Source organism: Variovorax sp. H27-G14 (assembly GCF_046156345.1).
Lineage (GTDB): Bacteria > Pseudomonadota > Gammaproteobacteria > Burkholderiales > Burkholderiaceae_C > Variovorax.
In genome coordinates, this window is the sequence record NZ_JAYLVN010000008.1 from 243,690 (window position 1) to 262,233 (window position 18,544).

At 60.8% G+C, this 18,544-nt stretch carries 20 protein-coding genes; 9 read left to right on the forward strand and 11 right to left on the reverse strand.

Annotated features, from left to right (window positions below; translation table 11 throughout):
- Positions 1 to 216 precede the first annotated feature (216 nt).
- The gene (locus VLK31_RS20415) at positions 217 to 3,558 is read right to left on the reverse strand and encodes an NACHT domain-containing protein (protein WP_409170252.1); all 3,342 of its coding nucleotides are present in this window, start codon (positions 3,556 to 3,558) and stop codon (positions 217 to 219) included.
- 210 nt (positions 3,559 to 3,768) lie between these two features.
- Positions 3,769 to 4,206 carry a JAB domain-containing protein gene (locus tag VLK31_RS20420; RefSeq protein ID WP_409170253.1) on the reverse strand — a complete coding sequence of 146 codons (438 nt, stop codon included), beginning with the start codon at positions 4,204 to 4,206 and terminating at the stop codon, positions 3,769 to 3,771.
- Positions 4,207 to 4,431: 225 nt separating this feature from the next.
- On the opposite strand from VLK31_RS20420, the gene VLK31_RS20425 reads away from it, so the two are divergent.
- The gene (locus VLK31_RS20425) at positions 4,432 to 5,115 is read left to right on the forward strand and encodes a hypothetical protein (RefSeq protein ID WP_409170254.1); all 684 of its coding nucleotides are present in this window, start codon (positions 4,432 to 4,434) and stop codon (positions 5,113 to 5,115) included.
- A 121-nt stretch (positions 5,116 to 5,236) separates the two neighbouring features.
- The gene (locus VLK31_RS20430; RefSeq protein WP_409170255.1) at positions 5,237 to 5,593 is read left to right on the forward strand and encodes a DUF2185 domain-containing protein; all 357 of its coding nucleotides are present in this window, start codon (positions 5,237 to 5,239) and stop codon (positions 5,591 to 5,593) included.
- A gap of 21 nt (positions 5,594 to 5,614) precedes the next feature.
- Here VLK31_RS20430 and VLK31_RS20435 read toward each other — a convergent pair whose 3' ends face one another.
- Positions 5,615 to 6,076 (reverse strand): hypothetical protein, encoded by a 462-nt coding sequence (locus tag VLK31_RS20435; protein WP_409170256.1) that lies wholly within the window; start codon positions 6,074 to 6,076, stop codon positions 5,615 to 5,617.
- Positions 6,077 to 6,351: 275 nt separating this feature from the next.
- Here VLK31_RS20435 and VLK31_RS20440 point away from each other — a divergent pair, with 275 nt between their 5' ends.
- Together VLK31_RS20440 and VLK31_RS20445 are read left to right on the forward strand one after the other, a co-directional pair.
- Positions 6,352 to 6,777, forward strand: coding sequence for a hypothetical protein (locus tag VLK31_RS20440; RefSeq protein ID WP_409170257.1), 426 nt, complete (start codon positions 6,352 to 6,354; stop codon positions 6,775 to 6,777).
- 242 nt (positions 6,778 to 7,019) lie between these two features.
- The gene (locus tag VLK31_RS20445) at positions 7,020 to 7,391 is read left to right on the forward strand and encodes a hypothetical protein (RefSeq protein ID WP_409170258.1); all 372 of its coding nucleotides are present in this window, start codon (positions 7,020 to 7,022) and stop codon (positions 7,389 to 7,391) included.
- 48 nt (positions 7,392 to 7,439) lie between these two features.
- Here the strand turns inward: VLK31_RS20445 and VLK31_RS20450 are convergent, their stop codons facing one another.
- From VLK31_RS20450 to rtcR, 8 genes are all read right to left on the reverse strand, one after another.
- On the reverse strand, positions 7,440 to 7,670 hold the full coding sequence (locus VLK31_RS20450) for a hypothetical protein (protein WP_409170259.1): 231 nt from the start codon (positions 7,668 to 7,670) through the stop codon (positions 7,440 to 7,442).
- Between the two features lie 135 nt (positions 7,671 to 7,805).
- Positions 7,806 to 8,798: an ornithine cyclodeaminase family protein gene (locus VLK31_RS20455; protein WP_409170288.1), complete on the reverse strand. Its 993-nt coding sequence runs from the start codon at positions 8,796 to 8,798 to the stop codon at positions 7,806 to 7,808.
- Between the two features lie 5 nt (positions 8,799 to 8,803).
- Entirely contained in the window at positions 8,804 to 9,670 is an 867-nt protein-coding gene (locus tag VLK31_RS20460) for an alpha/beta hydrolase (RefSeq protein ID WP_409170260.1), read from the reverse strand.
- Positions 9,667 to 10,257, reverse strand: coding sequence for an exonuclease (locus tag VLK31_RS20465; protein WP_409170261.1), 591 nt, complete (start codon positions 10,255 to 10,257; stop codon positions 9,667 to 9,669). The genes VLK31_RS20460 and VLK31_RS20465 overlap by 4 nt, the downstream gene beginning before the upstream one ends.
- A gap of 4 nt (positions 10,258 to 10,261) precedes the next feature.
- Positions 10,262 to 10,510, reverse strand: coding sequence for a protein tyrosine phosphatase (locus VLK31_RS20470; RefSeq protein ID WP_409170262.1), 249 nt, complete (start codon positions 10,508 to 10,510; stop codon positions 10,262 to 10,264).
- 83 nt (positions 10,511 to 10,593) lie between these two features.
- Complete coding sequence (locus tag VLK31_RS20475) at positions 10,594 to 11,121, reverse strand: 2'-5' RNA ligase family protein (protein ID WP_409170263.1); 528 nt, start codon at positions 11,119 to 11,121, stop codon at positions 10,594 to 10,596.
- Positions 11,122 to 11,157: 36 nt separating this feature from the next.
- Positions 11,158 to 11,736: a hypothetical protein gene (locus VLK31_RS20480; RefSeq protein WP_409170264.1), complete on the reverse strand. Its 579-nt coding sequence runs from the start codon at positions 11,734 to 11,736 to the stop codon at positions 11,158 to 11,160.
- A gap of 66 nt (positions 11,737 to 11,802) precedes the next feature.
- Positions 11,803 to 13,407 carry an RNA repair transcriptional activator RtcR gene (gene rtcR / locus VLK31_RS20485; protein WP_409170265.1) on the reverse strand — a complete coding sequence of 535 codons (1,605 nt, stop codon included), beginning with the start codon at positions 13,405 to 13,407 and terminating at the stop codon, positions 11,803 to 11,805.
- A gap of 217 nt (positions 13,408 to 13,624) precedes the next feature.
- Between rtcR and VLK31_RS20490 the strand changes: the two genes are divergently transcribed.
- From VLK31_RS20490 to VLK31_RS20510, 5 genes are all read left to right on the forward strand, one after another.
- Complete coding sequence (locus VLK31_RS20490; protein WP_409170266.1) at positions 13,625 to 15,178, forward strand: vWA domain-containing protein; 1,554 nt, start codon at positions 13,625 to 13,627, stop codon at positions 15,176 to 15,178.
- 581 nt (positions 15,179 to 15,759) lie between these two features.
- Complete coding sequence (locus tag VLK31_RS20495; RefSeq protein ID WP_409170267.1) at positions 15,760 to 16,278, forward strand: hypothetical protein; 519 nt, start codon at positions 15,760 to 15,762, stop codon at positions 16,276 to 16,278.
- A 47-nt stretch (positions 16,279 to 16,325) separates the two neighbouring features.
- A complete protein-coding gene (locus VLK31_RS20500; RefSeq protein WP_409170268.1) occupies positions 16,326 to 17,549 on the forward strand; it encodes an RtcB family protein in 1,224 nt (407 codons plus the stop codon).
- Between the two features lie 2 nt (positions 17,550 to 17,551).
- Entirely contained in the window at positions 17,552 to 17,839 is a 288-nt protein-coding gene (locus VLK31_RS20505; RefSeq protein ID WP_409170269.1) for a hypothetical protein, read from the forward strand.
- Positions 17,840 to 17,896: 57 nt separating this feature from the next.
- Positions 17,897 to 18,541, forward strand: a complete 645-nt coding sequence (locus VLK31_RS20510) for a zinc-ribbon domain containing protein (RefSeq protein ID WP_409170270.1) — start codon at positions 17,897 to 17,899, stop codon at positions 18,539 to 18,541.
- Positions 18,542 to 18,544 lie beyond the last annotated feature (3 nt).

The window sequence follows — 18,544 nt, forward strand, 5'->3', positions numbered from 1 at the left end:
CTCGGTCGAACAGCTGCTGCTGAAGCTTACGAGTATGGGGTAGGAGGTTTATGCGGCAACCGCATCTTTATGGTTTGATACCAGATGATTACCCTACCGACGCTTATTTGTCGGCCAGGGCACCATTCAGGGTGAAGCGCGGATTATTGACGGTAGTGCTTAATTAAAAAATCACACTTTTGCCAGCACTGTTTTTCTGCTTTTCCACCCGTTGTTCTATTGGTGAATTTTCATTGCCTCGGTGTAGAAGGCGCATTTAATAATTTCGGCGATGCCACCGTCGGATTGGTTTGCATAATTTGCAAATAGGGAGACTCCATCGTCATCACCATATGCTGCTCGTCGGAAGGCGAGTGCTATCTGAATCGCAGGATGCTCTGATGGGCTCACAAGTAATTCGAGAGCTGCGACGGGACTATCTTCTAAAGATTCGTGGCCGCAGATCACGTACAACCAAATATCATAAAGAAGAAAGTTGGCAATCTCCCATTTTTGGCGATCAGTACTTGTCCCTGAAGAAATTTTTCCTTCTAAGTCACTTAGGTTTTTTTGTGTAAAAGCAATTTTTCTACTATTCAAAACTGGCGAAAGCCCAGCACCAAGGGCATGTCTCCATAGGTCTGCTGGCTCTAAATTAAAAGATTCAATTAAAATATGAATACCGGCATCCTGAATTGAAGCTCCATCAATAGACTTCGCTAATCTATTATTTCGACGCAGGGCAACCAGATGATTTTCGTTGATGTTAAGTTTGTTTCTGATTAGATCTCGAACCGACCACACCTCCGCATCATGGCCGATTGATCGGTTTCTCCAGTTTCCGCCGATTCCGCCCGCAGCATCGAGTGCCTTGGCGATTCCTTCCGTTCGCCACTTGCTGTAGTCGCCGATCCTGACTTCCCGCCATTTTTTCATGTACCTAATCGCACGGTGCTGTGAAATTTCAAATGCGGAATTTTCGGTTGTATCCTGTCCAAAAGTTTTGTTGTAAAAGTAATCTGCAAATGGACCGCGCCCAACCAAAATCGCCAACATGCCCCTGCAAAACATATGAAATTCAGAAAGACAATTAGGCGCTAAAGATAATGCGCCTTCGATAGAAACGGCGGCAGCGTTTGCCTCGTGGTTTTCTACTGAACTAAGTGTTACTCGTGCTTCAAAGTTATTGGCGCGAGCAATGAGTTTTTCGGGGAGTTGATGATTAATCGAAACTTCCCCGAAAAGTAGTGAAAATAGGATTATCTGGATGGGTTCGCAATTGATCGACTTCGGATATAGGATTGAATTTATACCCGATACATTCATCCCTACGGCGAAGGCGGCTAGAAGTAAAAGTTCTCGCAGGCGCGGAGTATCAACCCAAACAGTCTGTAAGGTAGTATGCCAAATATTAGGATAGCGGCTAAAGATGGCGCGCAAGAGGGAAACCAGACGATCCCGTTCTTCAGCTAGCTTTTGATCTATCAGAGCAAAGAGTAGCGCTCGGACGATAGCTTGAGCTTGTTCATCAGTACATTTAATGCCATCGACCAAGATCCCCCCCAAAAGATACAAGCGCTCAAACGCCGGCTTAATTTTATTAAGCTGCATAAGGTGCTTGACTAGGTACTCTTGACTACTGTCGGATTTCATCCCGGCTACAAGCAGTCTAAATATTTCATGCCATCGGGGGTCTGCAGTTTTCGGATTCCATTTATTCCAGAGCTTTTCAATACCCCCAAATTCCATATCCACAGCTAAGGCTGTGGCAGTCAGATATTCTTGAAACGTAAGGTGCACAAAGCTATATTGCGATTCGCCGACTTCGATCAGTAGTCCTGCTCGTTGTCTAACAAAACGCAAAAATTCGTCCGCAATATCGTTCGCGTCATCATGATTTGAAATTCCTTCGTGGGCCAAAATGTGTTTGGCTAGCACACTCATAACTTCTGCCTCCGTTAAAATCGTGCGGGCAGAACTTGTAGTTGTACTAGCAGCTAACTGCATATACGTTGCGAGGGCTTCGATGCGCCGCCTATTGCTGCGCTCAACACGTCCGCGCCCTGCCACAGATTCCACGCCGCGATATTTCCATGTGTGCCATGTATTTAGTAGCGTTTCCGTGCATTTTTGATATAGCACGACACGTTCGTCTGGCAGCACCGCATCTATTCGATGAACTAGAGCAACAATTGTTAAAAGCAGGGGGTTTTCGGCAAGATTGCGGATTGCTTTTTGCTCCGGATTTCTAAAAATTCTCTTTAAATCATTGACGTAAATTTGGCGCTCAGATTCATTTTCAAGTCGCACTCTATACCAATCAGATACGAATTGATCCATCTCTGAAAGAGTCAGTGGCGCTATTGTGTAGTGTGCATACTTTTCAGAATTAAAACTAAATGCGTTGTCGTACCCAACAATGCGAGAAGTGATTAAAACGGTGTTGAGAGGGTAGGACGTGGAAAATGCATCGATACGGTCTCGTACGGTTTTTTTAAGTTCGGGGTTGGGCAATTCATCCAGGCCGTCAAACAACAATATCGCATTGCCTGATTCGAGATAGTACTCAAAGAAATCTTGATCAGCGCCCCTCAAGCTGAAATCAGCATTTGCTGACAAAGAGATATATTCTAATAATGAAATATTTTTATTTTCGCGCAATGCATCGGCATATTTTCTTAGAATAACGAGGATAGGCAAGCGTGAATCAGGCAAGGCGGTGTAACGCAACTGAAGTTGCGAAGAATTTCCGACAAGAGCGAGAAATTTCAGTAAAGTGGATTTTCCGGATCCGGGGTCACCTAGAACAACGTGAAGCGCCCCTCTTGCCAGAAATGAGAGTGGATTTATTCTGTTATTTTCATCATCTCTAGGTGACGACCCGTATTTCATCGCTGAAACTGGAATGTAAATGTCAGCCATTTCTACTCCTCTAGTCGCCTCTGGCTTATATACTGACATCCCAACAAATTCAATTCGACTATACGTATTAACAAGGTTTTTATCGTAAGTAGCGCGTATCGCTGCTATATTTTTCTTCTTTAGAGCGCCTTCTGTTACTAATTCTGGGTAATAAAACAGGCACAAACTGGGTGCTAGCAAAAATAATGCTTGCAGCTTGCGATGGCCCCAGTGCTCAATGTTAAATGAAATTCCATTTTCACTTTTCAAACCCTCAAACCAAGATACGTCCCCTTTCGTCAATCGGCCGCTTGATTCGGAAAGGTCATCTGGCGTAACAAGTATCCAATTTTCAATTCTTGACTTCGTTTTGCTTTTGTTTGCAACTAGTAAAGACTTTTTTATCTCTGATCGATGAGATGCAGAGAGAGGTGATGAAAAGAATTTGTACTGATACCCCGTGCTCCAACCCTTTTTCTTTGGGTGGTCTTGAAAACTATCCAGTCCGAAGTAATCACCAGATCGGTCACTAAATATTTTCGCGGTTCGACCTTCTTTTGTTGCGGAATAGAAAAGAAGAAGATCGACAATTCTGGAAAATTCCTTTCCCCCTTCCGTGCCTTTGGGTAGGATTTCGGACAGGGGGCGAACCTCGGGCAGTCTCGTAATTCTTGCCATAAACGGCCTTTGTTAAATAAAATTAGTTGCGAAAAATTTAAAGGGAGATTTGTTTTTTATGCCATTAAAATTTCCGCAGAATTTTCTTGTGCAGTTGCAGGCAAAAAAATTTAGGGATATCAATTTTTTGGTTAGATGCAATTACATTTGATGCCAGCTTCGGATTTCAAATGGTCTTAAAGATTGGTTATCTTTCGCCCGTAAAAAATGTTAAAAGCGCCTGTCTTCTCGAAAGCTGCAATAGCCCCCGTCCCCAATAATGATGAAGTCCTGCAACGGCATCCCCAGTAATTTCCCCACCTCAACCAACCGCTCCGCAATCTCAATATCCGCCTGAGAAGGCTTGCAAGTCCCGTAAGGATGGTTGTGAACCACGATCAGCGAATGCGCCCTCGCCAGCATCGCGTTGCGGTACAGCTCCACCGGCTCAACCAGCGCCCCGGTTCCCGTGCCGATCGCAGCAAGCTCATAAGAAAGAACCTCCAGCTGCGGATTCAGGTGCAGAACGACGACCTTCTCCTTGGTCTCGTCCTGCATGTCCTTGAACAGCGCGAACACCTGCTCGGGGCTGTCCACTGGTTTGTTCAGCAAGTCGTCGTCGACGCGCTTGCGTGTGAAAGTGACCTTGAGTTCTTTCAGATAAGCCATCTTCAGTTCCTCCGTCGAGCGGTGTCCGCGTATTGAATAGTGCGGAAGATTGTCATCCACGTACCCTCGCCGAGCCACGGAGAAAACGACTGAAGTGACGCGCAAGTTCCTCCATATTTTTCGACTCGCGTCTTCCTGAAGTCCGCAGCAACCCGAAACATGAACCTAACCGCACTCGCCCGCAAAGCTGCTAAAGGCCCAGCCAACCCAGCCTACGGCGGCGCCATGGAAGTCGAAGACATGCTCCGCTTCGCGCTCGTTCACGGCGCGGCCGGTGCCGACGAAATCGATCGGCTCTGCGCGCAGCACGGCTGGCTGCGCAACGGCTTGCTGCCAGACGGCACGCGCGTCGTGCCGTTCGCGTGCTGGGCGCAGACCTGCGCGGCCTACGGGCGCGGCGGTGTCGCCGCGCTGCGCACGCTGCTGGCCGACCCCGACCTGGCCAGCTTCGCCATCGCCGTGCTGGAAGAGGTGAAGACGGTGCAGAGCGTGCAGGCGCTGCTCGGCTTTTGCGACGCTGCCACCTGGCAATCGCCCGACGCGACGCATGCCGAATGGAAGGCGCTGTCGGCGCTGAACCTGCTGCTGAGCCTTGATGACGGAGTGCAGGTCGACGCAGCCGCGATGGGCGATGTGCTGCGCGTCGTCGTCAAGGCCTTCGACACCACGGCCCAGCCTTTCCTGAAGCGCCTTTGCCTCTACGCCGCTCGCGGCGCGCCCACGGCGCAGACGCTGGCGTGGCTGCAGCAGCTCGATGTGCCCGAAGCTGAAGTCAAGGCTGAAGCCGAAGCCCAGGCCGCACGTGCCGTTGCCATCAAGTCCATCAAGCGCCGGCTGTCGCCGACCTATAAGGCGCCCGACGCCAAGGCCAAGCGGCAGATTCAGCGTGCGCGCGCTGCCGACCTGTAGCCAACGTGCAGCCGACCTGCAGCCGACATGCAGCCGTACACAGCCAGCGGCTTGCCAACCACCCAAGCTCAAGGCAAATTCAGCCCAGGGAGGGTGCCTTTTCATCGGGCACGAAACTGCCATGTGGCCGTTCAGCAAAAAGAAGAAACCAATCGAGCCATGGGAGGAGAAGTTCGCCGCCCTGGCGCCGCTCGTGTTGGCCTCCGATCAGGTGATGGGCCCCCACCGCGTGCCGGTGTGCTTCGCCTACCGCGTGGAGCCGAACAACCCGTACGACTCGGGCTGGATCTTCTCCAGCGGCAACGAAAGCCAGCAGCAGCTCGACGATCACCCGCCCAGCGTCTGCCCCCTGAACGCGTTCCTGAAGATGGACCCGACGCTGCGTGAGATCACCGAGTCCGCCATTGGCGCGGCCTGGGAGCGCAGCGGCGCCGGCGCGCCCTGGCAGGAGGTTCACGGCTTCAAGCCGCCCCGCTGAAGAGCACCCGGCTGCGTTCGTTCAGATGAGCGTGGCGCTCACGCCGCGCGCCACGACCGGTGCAATGCCGGCGTAGAAAAACGGCAGGCTGTCTTCCGGCCCGTTCACCGCGCGCCCGCGCACCTTGGCCATGGCACACACGCCGACCTGCGCGTCGCCCTGGCCGATGACCAGCACGAAGGGGTTGTCTTCGTCGCCGCGCAGGTAGCGCCCGCCAAACTCGCGGCGTGCCACTTCGAACACATAGGCCGACGCCAGAAAGTGAAGGTCGTCCGGCAGCGGCGCCTGCTGCTTGAAGAAGTCGTCGAGCACGTGGTCGACCAATGCCAGAGAGGCTTCGCTGTAGTCGAGCTGTTTGCCGTCGATGGGCGCGCCGGACTGCGAGAAGGCGTGAATGAAGTCTTCGGCCTGCGAGGCCATGCCGGCTTCCAGCGAGTCCGGCATGGCGGGCTTTTTCTTCTTCAAGAAATCGAACATTCCCATGGTGTGCATTTCCTTCTCGGGTTCTTTGGCGGGGAGTGAATGAACAGGCGCAAGCGACACGCGCGGCGCGCACGTTCCCGCAAAAGGCTAACGCACCGCGCCACCCGCGCTATCAGAAAAACGCCCGTGCTGCAGCGCGTGCGCAAGAGCCCGGTTCGCACCACGGGGGGCGTCACGGATCTGCCTTTTGCGCTGACTAGTCTTGCTCAGGGTTTTCCCGCATCTCCGGGTCGACTCCCTCCAAACAGACAGACAACTCACAGAAAAGACGAACCATGAAGACCACCCAACTCGCCCTCGCCGCCGCCTTCGCCCTGCTGGCCGTCGCTTCCGTCACCTCGGCCAACGCGCAGCAACGCACCCGCGAAGCCGTCGAAGCCGAAGCCATTGCCGCCGCGCACGCGCCCAACCAGAACGTGACGCGCGGCTCGCGCGGTGCCGATCCGTTCACCTCCACGGCCGACGCCGACGCCATGTACAAGCAGGCCGTCGACACGGCCCACGCGCCCAACCAGAACGTGACGCGTGGCTCGCGCGGTGCAGACCCGTTCACCTCCAGCCGTGACCCGGCTCAGGTCTACAACGAAGCCATGGCCACCGCCGCCGCCCCCGACCAGAACGTGACCGGCGGCTCGCGCGTGAACAGCAAGGTCATCTCGACCATGAAGAACCCGGTGCTGCAGTCGGCCCAGAGCAAGTAAGCCTGCACCACTGCCCGGGCTACGCGCCGCGGCGACCTGGGCGAGCCGGCGCTCAGAACCGAACTGCTCAGGCTGGTGCTGGCCTAATTGCGCGACCGCCAACAGCCAGACTGAAGCGAGAGGTGAGGGCAGGGCGCAGTAGCCCGCCGACAGGCTCTGGCAGCGGCAGTGGACAGAACCCGGCGGGCGGCAACACAATGCGCCCGTCCGGTTTCCCCAGCCCTCCCTGAAAGGTCATCGCGATGAAAAAGATGCTCATGCCTATGTGCCTTGTGTCATTGGCTCTGGCGCAAACCCTGGTGGTGTCGGCGGCGTTCGCGCAGTCTTCCGGCGAAGCCGATCCGTCTCAAGGCAAGGCGATGCCGTCAGCGCCCACCACGCGCGCCGAGCGCACCGAGGCGCGCAAGGAGCGCCGCGTGGAAGGCGCCGCGGCCGCGCGCGGTCCGCAGATTCAGGAAGGCGAAATTCGACCGACCACCGCGCCGAAGATGTCGCGTGCGGACAAGCGTGCCGCAACGTCCAAGCGCCGTGCCGCGAACCGGGAAGCGATGAAGGCGGGGCAGATGTCGCGCGGCGGCAGCGGCGACGCGCCTGAAAAACAGAAGAAGCCCTGAGCCGGCCCTGATCTGAAAGGCCGGGCCGTCAAGAAGCCCGAGGGCAGCTCAGGCGTAAGCCCGGGCCGCGCGCAACTGCAGCGAGGCCAGCATGCGCGCTTCTTCCGCATCACGAAGGCTCTTGGCGGCGCGCTGCGCGGCGTACGACACATAGAGCGTCTCGACGGCCTTGCCCCAGGTCTGGCTGGTCTGGTAGATGCTGTTTGCGCTGCCTGGCACCGCGGGCACGGTGTACCCGGCCTTGCGAAGGATGTTGGCTTTGTGTTCGGTGCTGAGCATGCGGTGGGCCCCTGTCGATGTTGCTAGGACCATAGCGGTGTCGCCAAACACACGCTATTAGCTACATGACGTATCTGGATGTAGGAAAAAGCCTATCCAGTGGCGCGTTGAGTGCTGCGAACTAACCCAAACGAACTAGGCAGCGCTGCCCGATTGCCACACCAGCGTGGCGGCGGTCAGGTCTTCGAGCGCGCTGCCTACGGCCTTGAACACGGTGCGCTCGGTGTCGCTGGCGCGGCCTTGCGGTCCTTGAGCTCCTTGCGCTCCTTGCCCTCCTTCGGTCCTGCCGCACAGGCTGGCCAGCGTGCCCTGCACGTCCTGTGCGCGCAGCGTGCCGGCGGCAATGGCGTCGAGCAGGTCGCCGGCTTTTTGCAGCGCCTCGTCGGTGTCGATGAAGGTGCGCGCGCCGGCAAAGCACTGCGCATCGGCCTCGCGCATGGCGGGCGTGAAGCTGCCGATCAGGTCCAGGTGCGAGCCCGCCGCCAGCCACTCGCCGCGCACCAGCGGCACGGTGGCCAGCGTGGCGCAGCTCACGATGTCGGCCTGGTGCACCGCGCTTGCCAGGTCGGTAACGGCCCGCGCGTGCCAGCCCTCGGCACGCCACTGCGCGGCCAGGGCCTCTGCGCCTTCGGGGCGATGGTTCCACACGCACACCTCGTCGATGGGCCGCACGCTCGCATGCGCGGCCGGCAGCATGCGTGCGATGCGCCCGGTGCCCAGCACCAGCAGTCGGCGTGCGTCGGTGCGCGCAAGAAACGACGCGCCCAGCGCCGCCGCGGCGGCCGTGCGGCGCGCGGTGATCTCGTTGCCGTCCATCATGGCCAGAGGCACGCCGGTGTGCGCGTCGTACAGCACATAAGTCGCATGCAGGCCGGGAAGGCCGCGCGCGCTGTTGCCGGGGAAGATGTTGATGGTCTTGATGCCCAGAAAGCCCGCGTCGCTCCACGCCGGCATGATGAGCACGGTGCCTTTGGTGGTGCGGGTGCCGCCGTCCTGCGGGGCAGTCTCGATGCCGTGCACATGGCGCGGCGGCACCTGCGCCCCGGCTGCGAATGCCGCGCGCAGCGCCGGCACCAGCCGTTCGAAAGACAGCGGTGCGGCGGTGGCTGCTGCGTCGAAGTGCTTCATCGTGCTCATTGCTGCAGCGGGCTCAGTGCCGCTTCGAAGAACGCCGTCAGCGCCTTGCGGTACGCGGGGCCGTAGCGCGGCGCGGTCATCGGCTCCAGGTGGCCGGCGCCCGGCACCTCGATCAGCCGCTTGGGCTCGCTCGCATCGGCCAGCAGGCGGCGCGAATGCGAGAGCGGAATCACCTGGTCGGCCGTGCCGTGAATGAACAGCAACGGAATGGGCGACACGGCCGCGACGTAGTTGGCCGCCGAATAGGTGTCGCTGACGAACAGGCCCGCGCCCTTGAACTTGTCGTTGGCGATCGAGGAATACGAATAGAAGGTCGACTCGATGGCCGCCGCCTTCACGCCCGACCGGTTGCCCGCGCCCACCACCGCAATGGCGTTGGTGCCGCCCAGGCTCTGACCGAACAGAAACAGGCGCTGCGGGTCGACGTCGGCGCGCGTGCGCACGTAGTTCAGCGCGGCGTTGGCGTCCTCGAACACGCCCTTGGGCTCGGGCTTGCCTTCGGACTGGCCGTAGCCGCGGTAGTCGAACACCAGAACGTTGTAGTCCTGCTTGGGCAGCCAGGCCACAAAGCGCCAGTGCGTGCTCATGTTCTGCGCGTTGCCATGAAAGTGCACCACCGTGCCCTTGGCCTCCTTCGGGTTGCCGCGGTTCTCCGCAGGCAGGAACCAGCCGCTGAGCCGCGTGCCGTCAGCGCTGGTGAACTGCACGCTCTCGTAGCGCACGCCGAGCGAGTCGGGCGTTTCGTAGCGCACGCTGTCGGGGTAATAGAACATCGACTGCACGCAGCCGCCGAGCACAAGCGAAAGCAGCGGCACGGCGCACAGCGTGACCTTGCGGAACCAGCCTGCGGGGCGTGCGCTCATGGCTGGGTGCCCTGCGTGCCCTGCGTGCCTTGTGCGCCCGCGCGGTTCTCCGCGAGCATGTTGCAAAACAGCGCGCCTTGCTCGATGGCGTCGTCCAGCGCCACGTGCGTGTGCGGCAGCTTGTCGAACCAGCGGCGCGGCATGGCGCGCTTGGTGCTGTCGCGGTAGTCGAGCCGCAGCATGGCCATGGCGAAAGACTTCATGTCCAGCGCCGAATGGCTGAACGGGCTCTCGCCTGCAAAGCGCATCAGGTACCAGTAGATGTAGAGAAAGTCGAAGCCCGCCGGGTACGCCACAAACACCGGCCGTGCGGGCAGGGCCTTGAGCCAGGCCACGTAGTTCTTCATGGCGTGCGCGGGGTCTTGCAGATTGGTGCGGCAGGCGGCCCAGGCCTCGGGCTGGGTCTTCCACCAGGCGGCCGTCTTGGGGTCGGCCTCGGCACCGGGCAGGGTGTGCAGGTTGGCGCTGAAGGTGGAGAGCAGTTGCTTGTCGGCGGTGTACGCGGCCGAGCCAAAGCTGAGCATCGAATGCGGGCCGGGAATGGGGCCGTCGGATTCGACGTCGGTGCTGATGTAGATCTCTGGCATGGGGTCAGTCGATTCCAAGAATGGACGGCACGGAGCGCTGCAGCTCTTCCACCAGCTCCGGGTTCATGTATTTGTATTCGTCGGGTATGTCGAGCACATGCACCGGCTTGCCTTCGAGCATGCGCGTGAACTCCGCCACCAGCCGCGACTTGTGCTTTTCTTCCATCACGAGAATCACGTCGGCCCATTCGATGTCGTCGATGGACACCCGGTGCCGCGCGTTCGGGCTGGTGCCGGCGGAGCGCGCGGACACCAGGGATGACGGCGCCAGAGTTGCTCGGCGGTGGGGCTGCGCCACTGGTTGCGGCTGCAGATGAAGAGCACGTTGCGCATGGGTCAGCGGGTGGCGGTGGGCAGCGTGAAGACATGCATGTCTTGCCAACGGCCGCTTGTGTTTTCGATCAATGTGACCTGGGTGCAGGTCGCATGCACGGGGCCTGATGCAGTCAGCCGCGCTTGCAACTCTGCAGCCGCTTCTTCCGCATGGCGCGCATCGCCATGGGGCACGGACAGGTGTGGAACGATGCCTTCGTGCTCGCCGCCGTAGGGCAGAAAACCGGGGAAGGCATCGACCAGCGCGAGCGTCATCGCGATGAACGGCGCGGCGGGTTCCGGTGCCAGGTAAGCCGTCTCCGGAAAGCGTTCGACCCGGCCCAGCGAGAACGCAAATGAAGCGGTTCGCGCAAGCGCTTGTTGTGCACGCGCCAGCACGTCAGGCGTGACCTGCGCCGGGTCCATGAACGGCACCAGCACGGTGATGTGCGCTGGCACGCCCAGCGCCACGGTGGCGTCGAAGCGGCGGCGCAGGTCACCGGCCAGCGCCTCGGCGGCGGGCACTTTCACGACGAATGCGGAGATGGCCATCGGGGCGGAGGATAGCGCGGCAACGCGGTTGTCGGGCTACTGGGCGCGGATCGCTTTCGCGTCCTTCGCCGCTATCCAGCCGCGCACCACGCGGCCTTGCCCGTTGACGAACTCGACCTGGAGCAGGTCGGCCTTCTCGGACACCACGCCCAGCACATCGCCACGAACGACGTAGGCGCGGCCCGCGTCGGTGGGCGACTTGCGCAGTGCCGTCTTGTCTGCGGACACGTTGACCAGCTGGGTCCACGCGCCCTTGTGCGTGAGGTCGAGCGCCAGGCCCGTGTCGATCAACGGCGGCAGCACATTGCCGCAGCCCGGCAACTGCTGCCCGCCCGGCAGTATCAGGGTGACGCCTTCCTTGCCGGCGGACAGCCGCCCTTCGATGGATGGCGCTGCACCTTCGCCGACCGTGCGGACCACCACCGCGCCTTGCGAGTTTGCGCGGCCTGCGATGTGAAAGGTGCAACTGCCTTGCTGCGCAAAGCTGCCGCTCACGGCGCCGCCGCCATCGACCGCCAGCATCAGGCCTTCGTACAGGCCCGGGCGCAGCACTGCCGCCTGCGCGCCCGTGGCCAACAGCAGCACCATGCCTGCCAACCCCAGGGCGCTTGTCATTCCACGTATGTTCTTCATCGGTTCAACCTCCCCATGTTTCTCTTGGTTTGCGGACCGTCGAATCTATCAGTGGCCCAACTGGTTCCAATCCAGCCCGTGCTTCACCAGGTACTTGCGCAGCCGGTCGGCATCGTTCACCACGCTGCGCTGCGCGCGCGAGGCCTGGAACAACTGGCGGCCCGCGTCCGACAGGCTGCGCGACTGCCGGCACACGCGCACCACGGCCTCCAGCTGCAGGCGGTCGAACAGGTCGAGCGCCGCGGCGCGTTCATCGCCCAGCAGCGCATCGAGGTCGACGTCGTCGTCTTGCGATGCACTCGGCCCTTCGCGCTTCCACAGCCAGCGCAGCCGCGCAATCTCTGCCTCCACCAGCGCCACCGGAATGCGCCCGCCATCGGCCAGCGTGGCCAGCCGCGTCACGCTGGCCGACAGGTCGCGGAAGTTGCCGCTCCACAGCGCCTCGCCGCTCTGCGCAAAGCGCAGATAGGCGGCGCGCGCCTCGGCGTTGAAGCGCACCACGCGGTGGTTCTCGCTGGCGTGCAGGGCCAGCAGGTGGTCGATGTTGGGCTCGATGTCTTCGGGCCGCTGCGCCAGGCCGGGCAGGTCGTAGGTCCAGAGGTTGATGCGCGCGAAAAGGTCTTCGCGAAAGCGCCCCTGCGCCACGTCGCTGCGCAGGTCGCGGTTGGTGCCGGCCATCAGCTGAAAGTCACTCTCCACCTCCTTGTCGGCCCCCACCGGGAAGAAGCGCTTTTCTTCGATGGCCTTCAGCAGCATGGCCTGCTCGTCGAGGCCAAGCTCGCCGATCTCGTCCAGAAACAGCGCGCCCTGGTGGGCTGTGCGCAGCAGCCCCGCGCGCTCGCCCGCCGCACCCGTGAACGCGCCCTTCTTGTGGCCGAACAGCGTGGAGGCGGCGCCGTCGCCGCGCAGCGTGGCGCAGTTCACTTCCACGAACGGCCCGCTCATCTGGTGGCGCGCCTGCTTCAGCTCGAACATGCGCCGCGCCAGAAACGACTTGCCCGCGCCGGTAGGCCCGACCAGCAGGATGGGCGCGCGCGAGCGCACCGCCACCCGCTCGATCTCGTCGATCAGCGCATTGAAGCGCGCGTTGCGCGTGGCAATGCCGCTCTTCAAGAAGGCGACCGCGTCGCGCTGCTCCGCGTCGAAGCGCCGCGCAATCACGTCGTAGCGCGACAGGTCGAGGTCGATCAGCGTGCACTTGCCGGCCTCGCCTTCGCGCTGCCGCTTGGGCGGCGAGGTCTGCGCCAGCACGCCGGGCACCACGCGCGACTCCGACAGCAGGAACATGCAGATCTGCGCCACGTGCGTGCCGGTGGTGATGTGCGTCCAGTACTGCTCGCGCTCGGTGTCGAAGGGGTAGGTGCGCGCCCAGTCGTACAGGCGCGTGTAGACCTCGCCGAAGTCCCAGGGGTCGGCCAGGTCGAAGGGCACGAGGTTGACGGTGGTCTCGGGCGACACGGTTTCGATGTCGGCCTTCACCACCTCGGCCAGCGCCTTGTGGCGCAACGTGTAGAGCAGCTCCATGCGCGAGACGACCATGTCTTCGTGCTGCGCGAGCGAAACGGTGGGGCGCCACTTGTTCCAGCGGCCCGCGCCCTGGCCGGCGTCGAGCTGGGTGCCCAGGAAGCCGATGACGACGGTAGATTTCTTCATTTTTTGGATAAAAAGTTAGCTGAAATTATAAGAAATTCAGATAAGTCGCCTCGAAAGAAGTGGTTGGTGAAAGTCGAATTTGCTAAAAAATTCAATCAAATCAACGACTTGAAAGATTTCAGCGTCAGCTTGGCTTTGGCTGGCACACCCGTTGCAATAAGAAAGACAACCCAAGACAACAAGTCGAACAAAACGAACCGAACCAAGGAGAAGTCACATGGCCAACCTTCAACTCTTCCAGACGCAGCGCGGTGCAATGCAACCCGCTGCCGATATGCGCAACGAAGCCGGCGGCGCCGCCTATGCGCTGTCGCCCAAGCACCAGCTGGCGCAGCTCGCGGCCACCGGTTGCCTGAACAACACCTTCTATGCACAGGCCAAGGATCAGCTCGACGCCGTGCTGGCCCTGGCCCGCGAAGTCGACCCGGTGTTCGTGGCCAAGACGGCCGTGTACGCCCGCCGCGCCGGCCACATGAAGGACATGCCGGCGCTGCTGACTGCCACGCTGGCGGTGCGCGACGTGTCGCTGCTCGCCAAGGTGTTCCCCCGCGTGGTGGACAACGGCAAGATGCTGCGCAACTTCGTGCAGATGCTGCGTTCCGGCGCGGCGGGCCGCAAGTCGCTGGGCACGCGTCCGAAGAAGCTGGTGCAGCAATGGCTGCTCGAAGCGACCGAGGCGCAACTGCTGAATGCATCGGTAGGCAACACGCCGTCGCTGGCCGACGTGGTGAAGATGGTTCACCCCAAGCCCGCCGAAGCCTGGCGCGCCGCATGGTTCGCATGGCTGATCGATCGTCCGTATGCGCTGGAGGCGCTGCCTCCGCTCACGCAGGCTTTCGAACGCTTCAAGCGCGACCGTTCGCTCGAGGTGCCCGACGTGCCCTTTCAGATGCTGACCGCGCTGGAACTGGACACGCAGGCCTGGGCGCGCATTGCGCAGCGCGGTTCGTGGCAGATGGTGCGTCAGAACCTGAACACCTTTGCACGCCACGGCGTGTTCAACGTGCAGGGCCTGGCGCAGGAAGTGGCCGACAAGCTGCGTGACCCGCAGGCGGTAGCCAAGGCCCGCGTGCTGCCGTACCAGCTGATGGCCGCCTTCACCGCCACCGGCGCCGACGTGCCGCACAAGGTGAAAGAAGCGCTGCAGGACGCGATGGAACTCGCGCTGGCCAATGTGCCGCAGTTCGAGGGCCGCGTGGTGGTGTGCCCCGACGTGTCGGGCTCGATGAGCTCACCCGTCACGGGCCACCGCGGTTCTGCAACGTCGGCGGTGCGCTGCATCGACGTGGCCGCGCTGGTCGCCGCCGCCGTGCTGCGCCGCAATGCCGATGCGCGTGTGCTGCCCTTCGAAACGAAGGTGGTGTCGCTGAAGCTGAATCCGCGTGATTCGGTGATGACCAATGCGGCCAAGCTGGCGGCGGTGGGCGGTGGCGGCACTGCGTGCAGCGCGCCACTGGCGCTGCTGAACAAGGAGAAGGCGCAGGCGGACCTGGTGGTGCTGGTGTCGGACAACGAGTCGTGGGCCGATACGGCACGTGGACGCGGCACCGCGACGATGAAGGAGTGGGCGGTGTTCAAGCAGCGCAACCCGAAGGCGCGCATGGTGTGCATCGACATCCAGCCGTATGCGACCACCCAGGCGCAGGAGCGTGACGATGTGCTGAACATCGGCGGCTTCAGCGACGAGGTGTTCAAGCTGCTGGCGGTGTATGCCGCAGGCGGGCTGGGCGCCGAGCACTGGGTGGGAGTGATCGAAGAGACTTCGATCTGAAGGAGAAGAGAGAGGGTGCCGTGGGCTCTGTCCCGCGGCGCCTGATCCGAATGAATTGAACGTCGTCGTTCGGCGAATGCAGGCATGACTACATCACCCTTCGAAGTCATGCCGACTGTTTGTCGTCGAACGGGGGTGAAGGTTTTTGTGCGAATGCAGGCAGGACTACATATGGTGTGACCAGGGTTCGAATCCCGGCGCCGGTTCACCGGCGTGGTCTGCGTCTTGCCACTCTTGTCGCACTGTTTTTTGCAGCGAATGCTGACGGAACTACAGAGTCTTAATCTCGTGGTCGCGGGTTCGAATCCCGCCGGTCGAAAGACCGTAGCTCAGTGGTAGAGCACGACGTTTCGTCGATTCTTGTCGCTGCTTTTTTGGTCAGAGGTGAATGCTGGCAGGTCTACAGGTAGAGCACCATGGTCTTGGCCATGAAGGTCCCGGGTCCGAATCCCGGTCTGTTTCGGCAGATAGCTCAGTCATCGACTTGTCGTTACTCGTCACCTCATTTTTGTTCAGGGCGCGCAGGCACAGAAGAGAGCGCCACTGCGAACAACGTCGTTGTCAGACAGAGAAAGAAGATCATGTTGGAAGAAGATTGCACCCCTGAACGAATGGGCTACGTCGTGAGCGGCGCGGGCTGGGCCAAGCTCAGTTTTCGTGCCGATGCCGATGCCGAACCGATGGTGTTCGCGGTGTCTTACCTGCACGATTCGCTGGGCGACCTCGCGCGCATGGGGGTGGAGCTGGTGAAGGGCGCGCAGAGCGCCACGGCGGTGTTCATGGACGAGCCCGGTGAAGTGCAGCTGGTGGTGAACGGCCGAAAGGGAAACAAGGACGACAAGGACGACCTGAGCTTCGAACTGCGCGGTTACCCCGACTGGGCAAGCTGGGACATGACCTCCGCCGACAACTACAAGGTGCTGGCAAGCGGCGTCGTGCGGCGAGCGGACCTGGTGCGCAACATCCATGCGATTCTGGAGCGCATCTATGTGGACCTGGGGCTTGTACGGTACCGCGAGCTTTGGGTGGAGCACGACTTTCCGCTGCGTGCGTACGAGGTACTTGTCGCGGCATTCAAGAAGCGGCCTCAGGCTTTCTAGAAGCAGCAATCGAACAGAGCAATACAGAACAGAGAGAGAAAAAGAAAATGGAACAGAACTACAAAGTGCATCAGGTCGCCAACGGCGTCCCCGTGAAGATGTGGACGAACGGCGTGCCCGTGGAAGACGAAGCGCAGAAGCAGCTGGAAAACGCCGCGCGCCTGCCCATCGTGTTCAAGCACATCGCGGCCATGCCCGACGTGCACTACGGCATCGGTGCGACCGTGGGCTCGGTGATCCCCACCTTCAAGGCCATCATTCCCGCCGCGGTGGGCGTGGACATCGGCTGCGGAATGATGGCGTGCAAGACCACGCTCAACGCCCGCGACCTGCCCGACAACCTGGGCCCGCTGCGCTCGGCGATCGAGAAGGCCGTGCCGCACGGAAGCAACCCCAAGCGCATGGGCCGCGACAAGGGCTCGTGGGAAACGCCGCCCGACGAAACCGATGCGGCATGGGCCAAGCTGGTGGAGGAGTTCGATCTGATCTGCGAGGACTACCCGCGCATCAAGAACACCAACAACCACAAGCACCTGGGAACGCTGGGCACCGGCAACCACTTCATCGAGGTGTGTCTGGACGAAGCGGGCGCCGTGTGGTTCATGCTGCACTCGGGTTCGCGCGGGGTGGGCAACGCCATTGGCACCCACTTCATCGAGCTTGCGAAGAAAGACGCCGAGCTGCACCAGCGCAACCTGCCCGATCAGGACCTGGCGTACTTCGAGGAAGGCGCGCAGTACTTCGGTGACTACGTGCGCGCGGTGGGCTGGGCCCAGAAGTTCGCGCGAGCCAACCGTGAAGTGATGATGCAGCGCGTGGTCTCGGCCGTGCGCAAGGTGATCACCAAGCCCTTCGAGGCCCACGTGGAAGCGGTGAACTGCCACCACAACTACGTGAGCCGCGAAACGCACTTCGGTGAAGACGTGTTCGTCACCCGCAAGGGCGCGGTGAGCGCCAAGGCCGGCGAGCTGGGGATCATTCCCGGCAGCATGGGCGCGAAGAGCTTCATCGTGCGCGGAAAGGGCAACCCCGAAAGCTTCATGAGCTGCAGCCACGGCGCCGGTCGAAAGATGAGCCGTACCAAGGCCAAGAAGCTCTTCACCATCGCCGACCAGATCGCCGCGACCGAAGGCGTCGAATGCCGAAAGGACGCCGACGTGATCGACGAGATTCCGATGGCCTACAAGGACATCGACGCGGTGATGGAGGCGCAGAAGGACCTGGTGGAGGTGGTGTACGTGCTCAAGCAGGTTGTTTGCGTGAAGGGGTGACCATGGGTGTGGACTACCGCGTCAAGGTCGTGTTGCCGTCGCGTGCAGTGGCGGAAGACTTCTGCAGAAAGGCGGCCATAGGCTGCCATGTGAAGCTGGACGGCGCGCGTGCGGACTTCTATCCCGCGCCGCCATCCTCGCCTTCGGAATGGGCGCATGTGTGTGTGACCATCAAGGGAGATGGCTTCGACGTTTGCCTGCTTGCGAACAGCAATTTCGCGCGGCAGGTGTTGGGCTGCATCGTTCAGCTTGCTGCGGGCGAAGGTATCGTGACAGTGGAAGAGCTATAGAAGGATTGCGGCACACCGGCCGGCCTTCGTAGCGACGTATTGCGAAGGTTCAAGAAAATGAAAAGCAACAAGCAACGCCGCGCCGAAATCAAGGCGCGACGCGTCGACCGCGCAGCCACGATGGCTGCGCGGTGCCATGCGCAAGGTGCGCTGAAGCCCTGGTCGGCAGCGCACGCATCGAACGCATCGCACGAGGCGCCTGCGGACCGTTCGGTGCTGCAGCGCTACAACAACACCTATGGGCCGCTGCCCACCCACTACATTGCGCGGCCTTTCACTTGTCGCGATTGCGGGGCGCAAGCGGTGTGGACGGCCAGGCAGCAGAAGTGGTGGTACGAGGTGGTGCACGGCCACATCGACAGCTGTGCGGTGCGTTGCCTCGCGTGCCGTCGCGCGCGCCGCCAACGGCTGCAAGACGTTGGCCCCGGCGCCAACCTGCTGCGTGAACAGAGCGAGCGTCTTCGCGCGCTGGCCGAGACGCAGCCGACCGCGCTGCGGGTGGCCGAAGTCCATGCGGCGCTGCAAAGCAAATGGTGGAGCCTGCGTGTCGTGGCGATCCAGACGCTGGCCCGCTGGGGCGGCGAAGCGAACCTTGAAACGCTCCATGCGCTGATGGCGGATCGCCCCGAAGGCGGTCGCCGATACTTTGGTTGGGAGCGCGTTGCCGCCGACGCCGCAAGAAGCGCACTGATAGCGCACTGATGC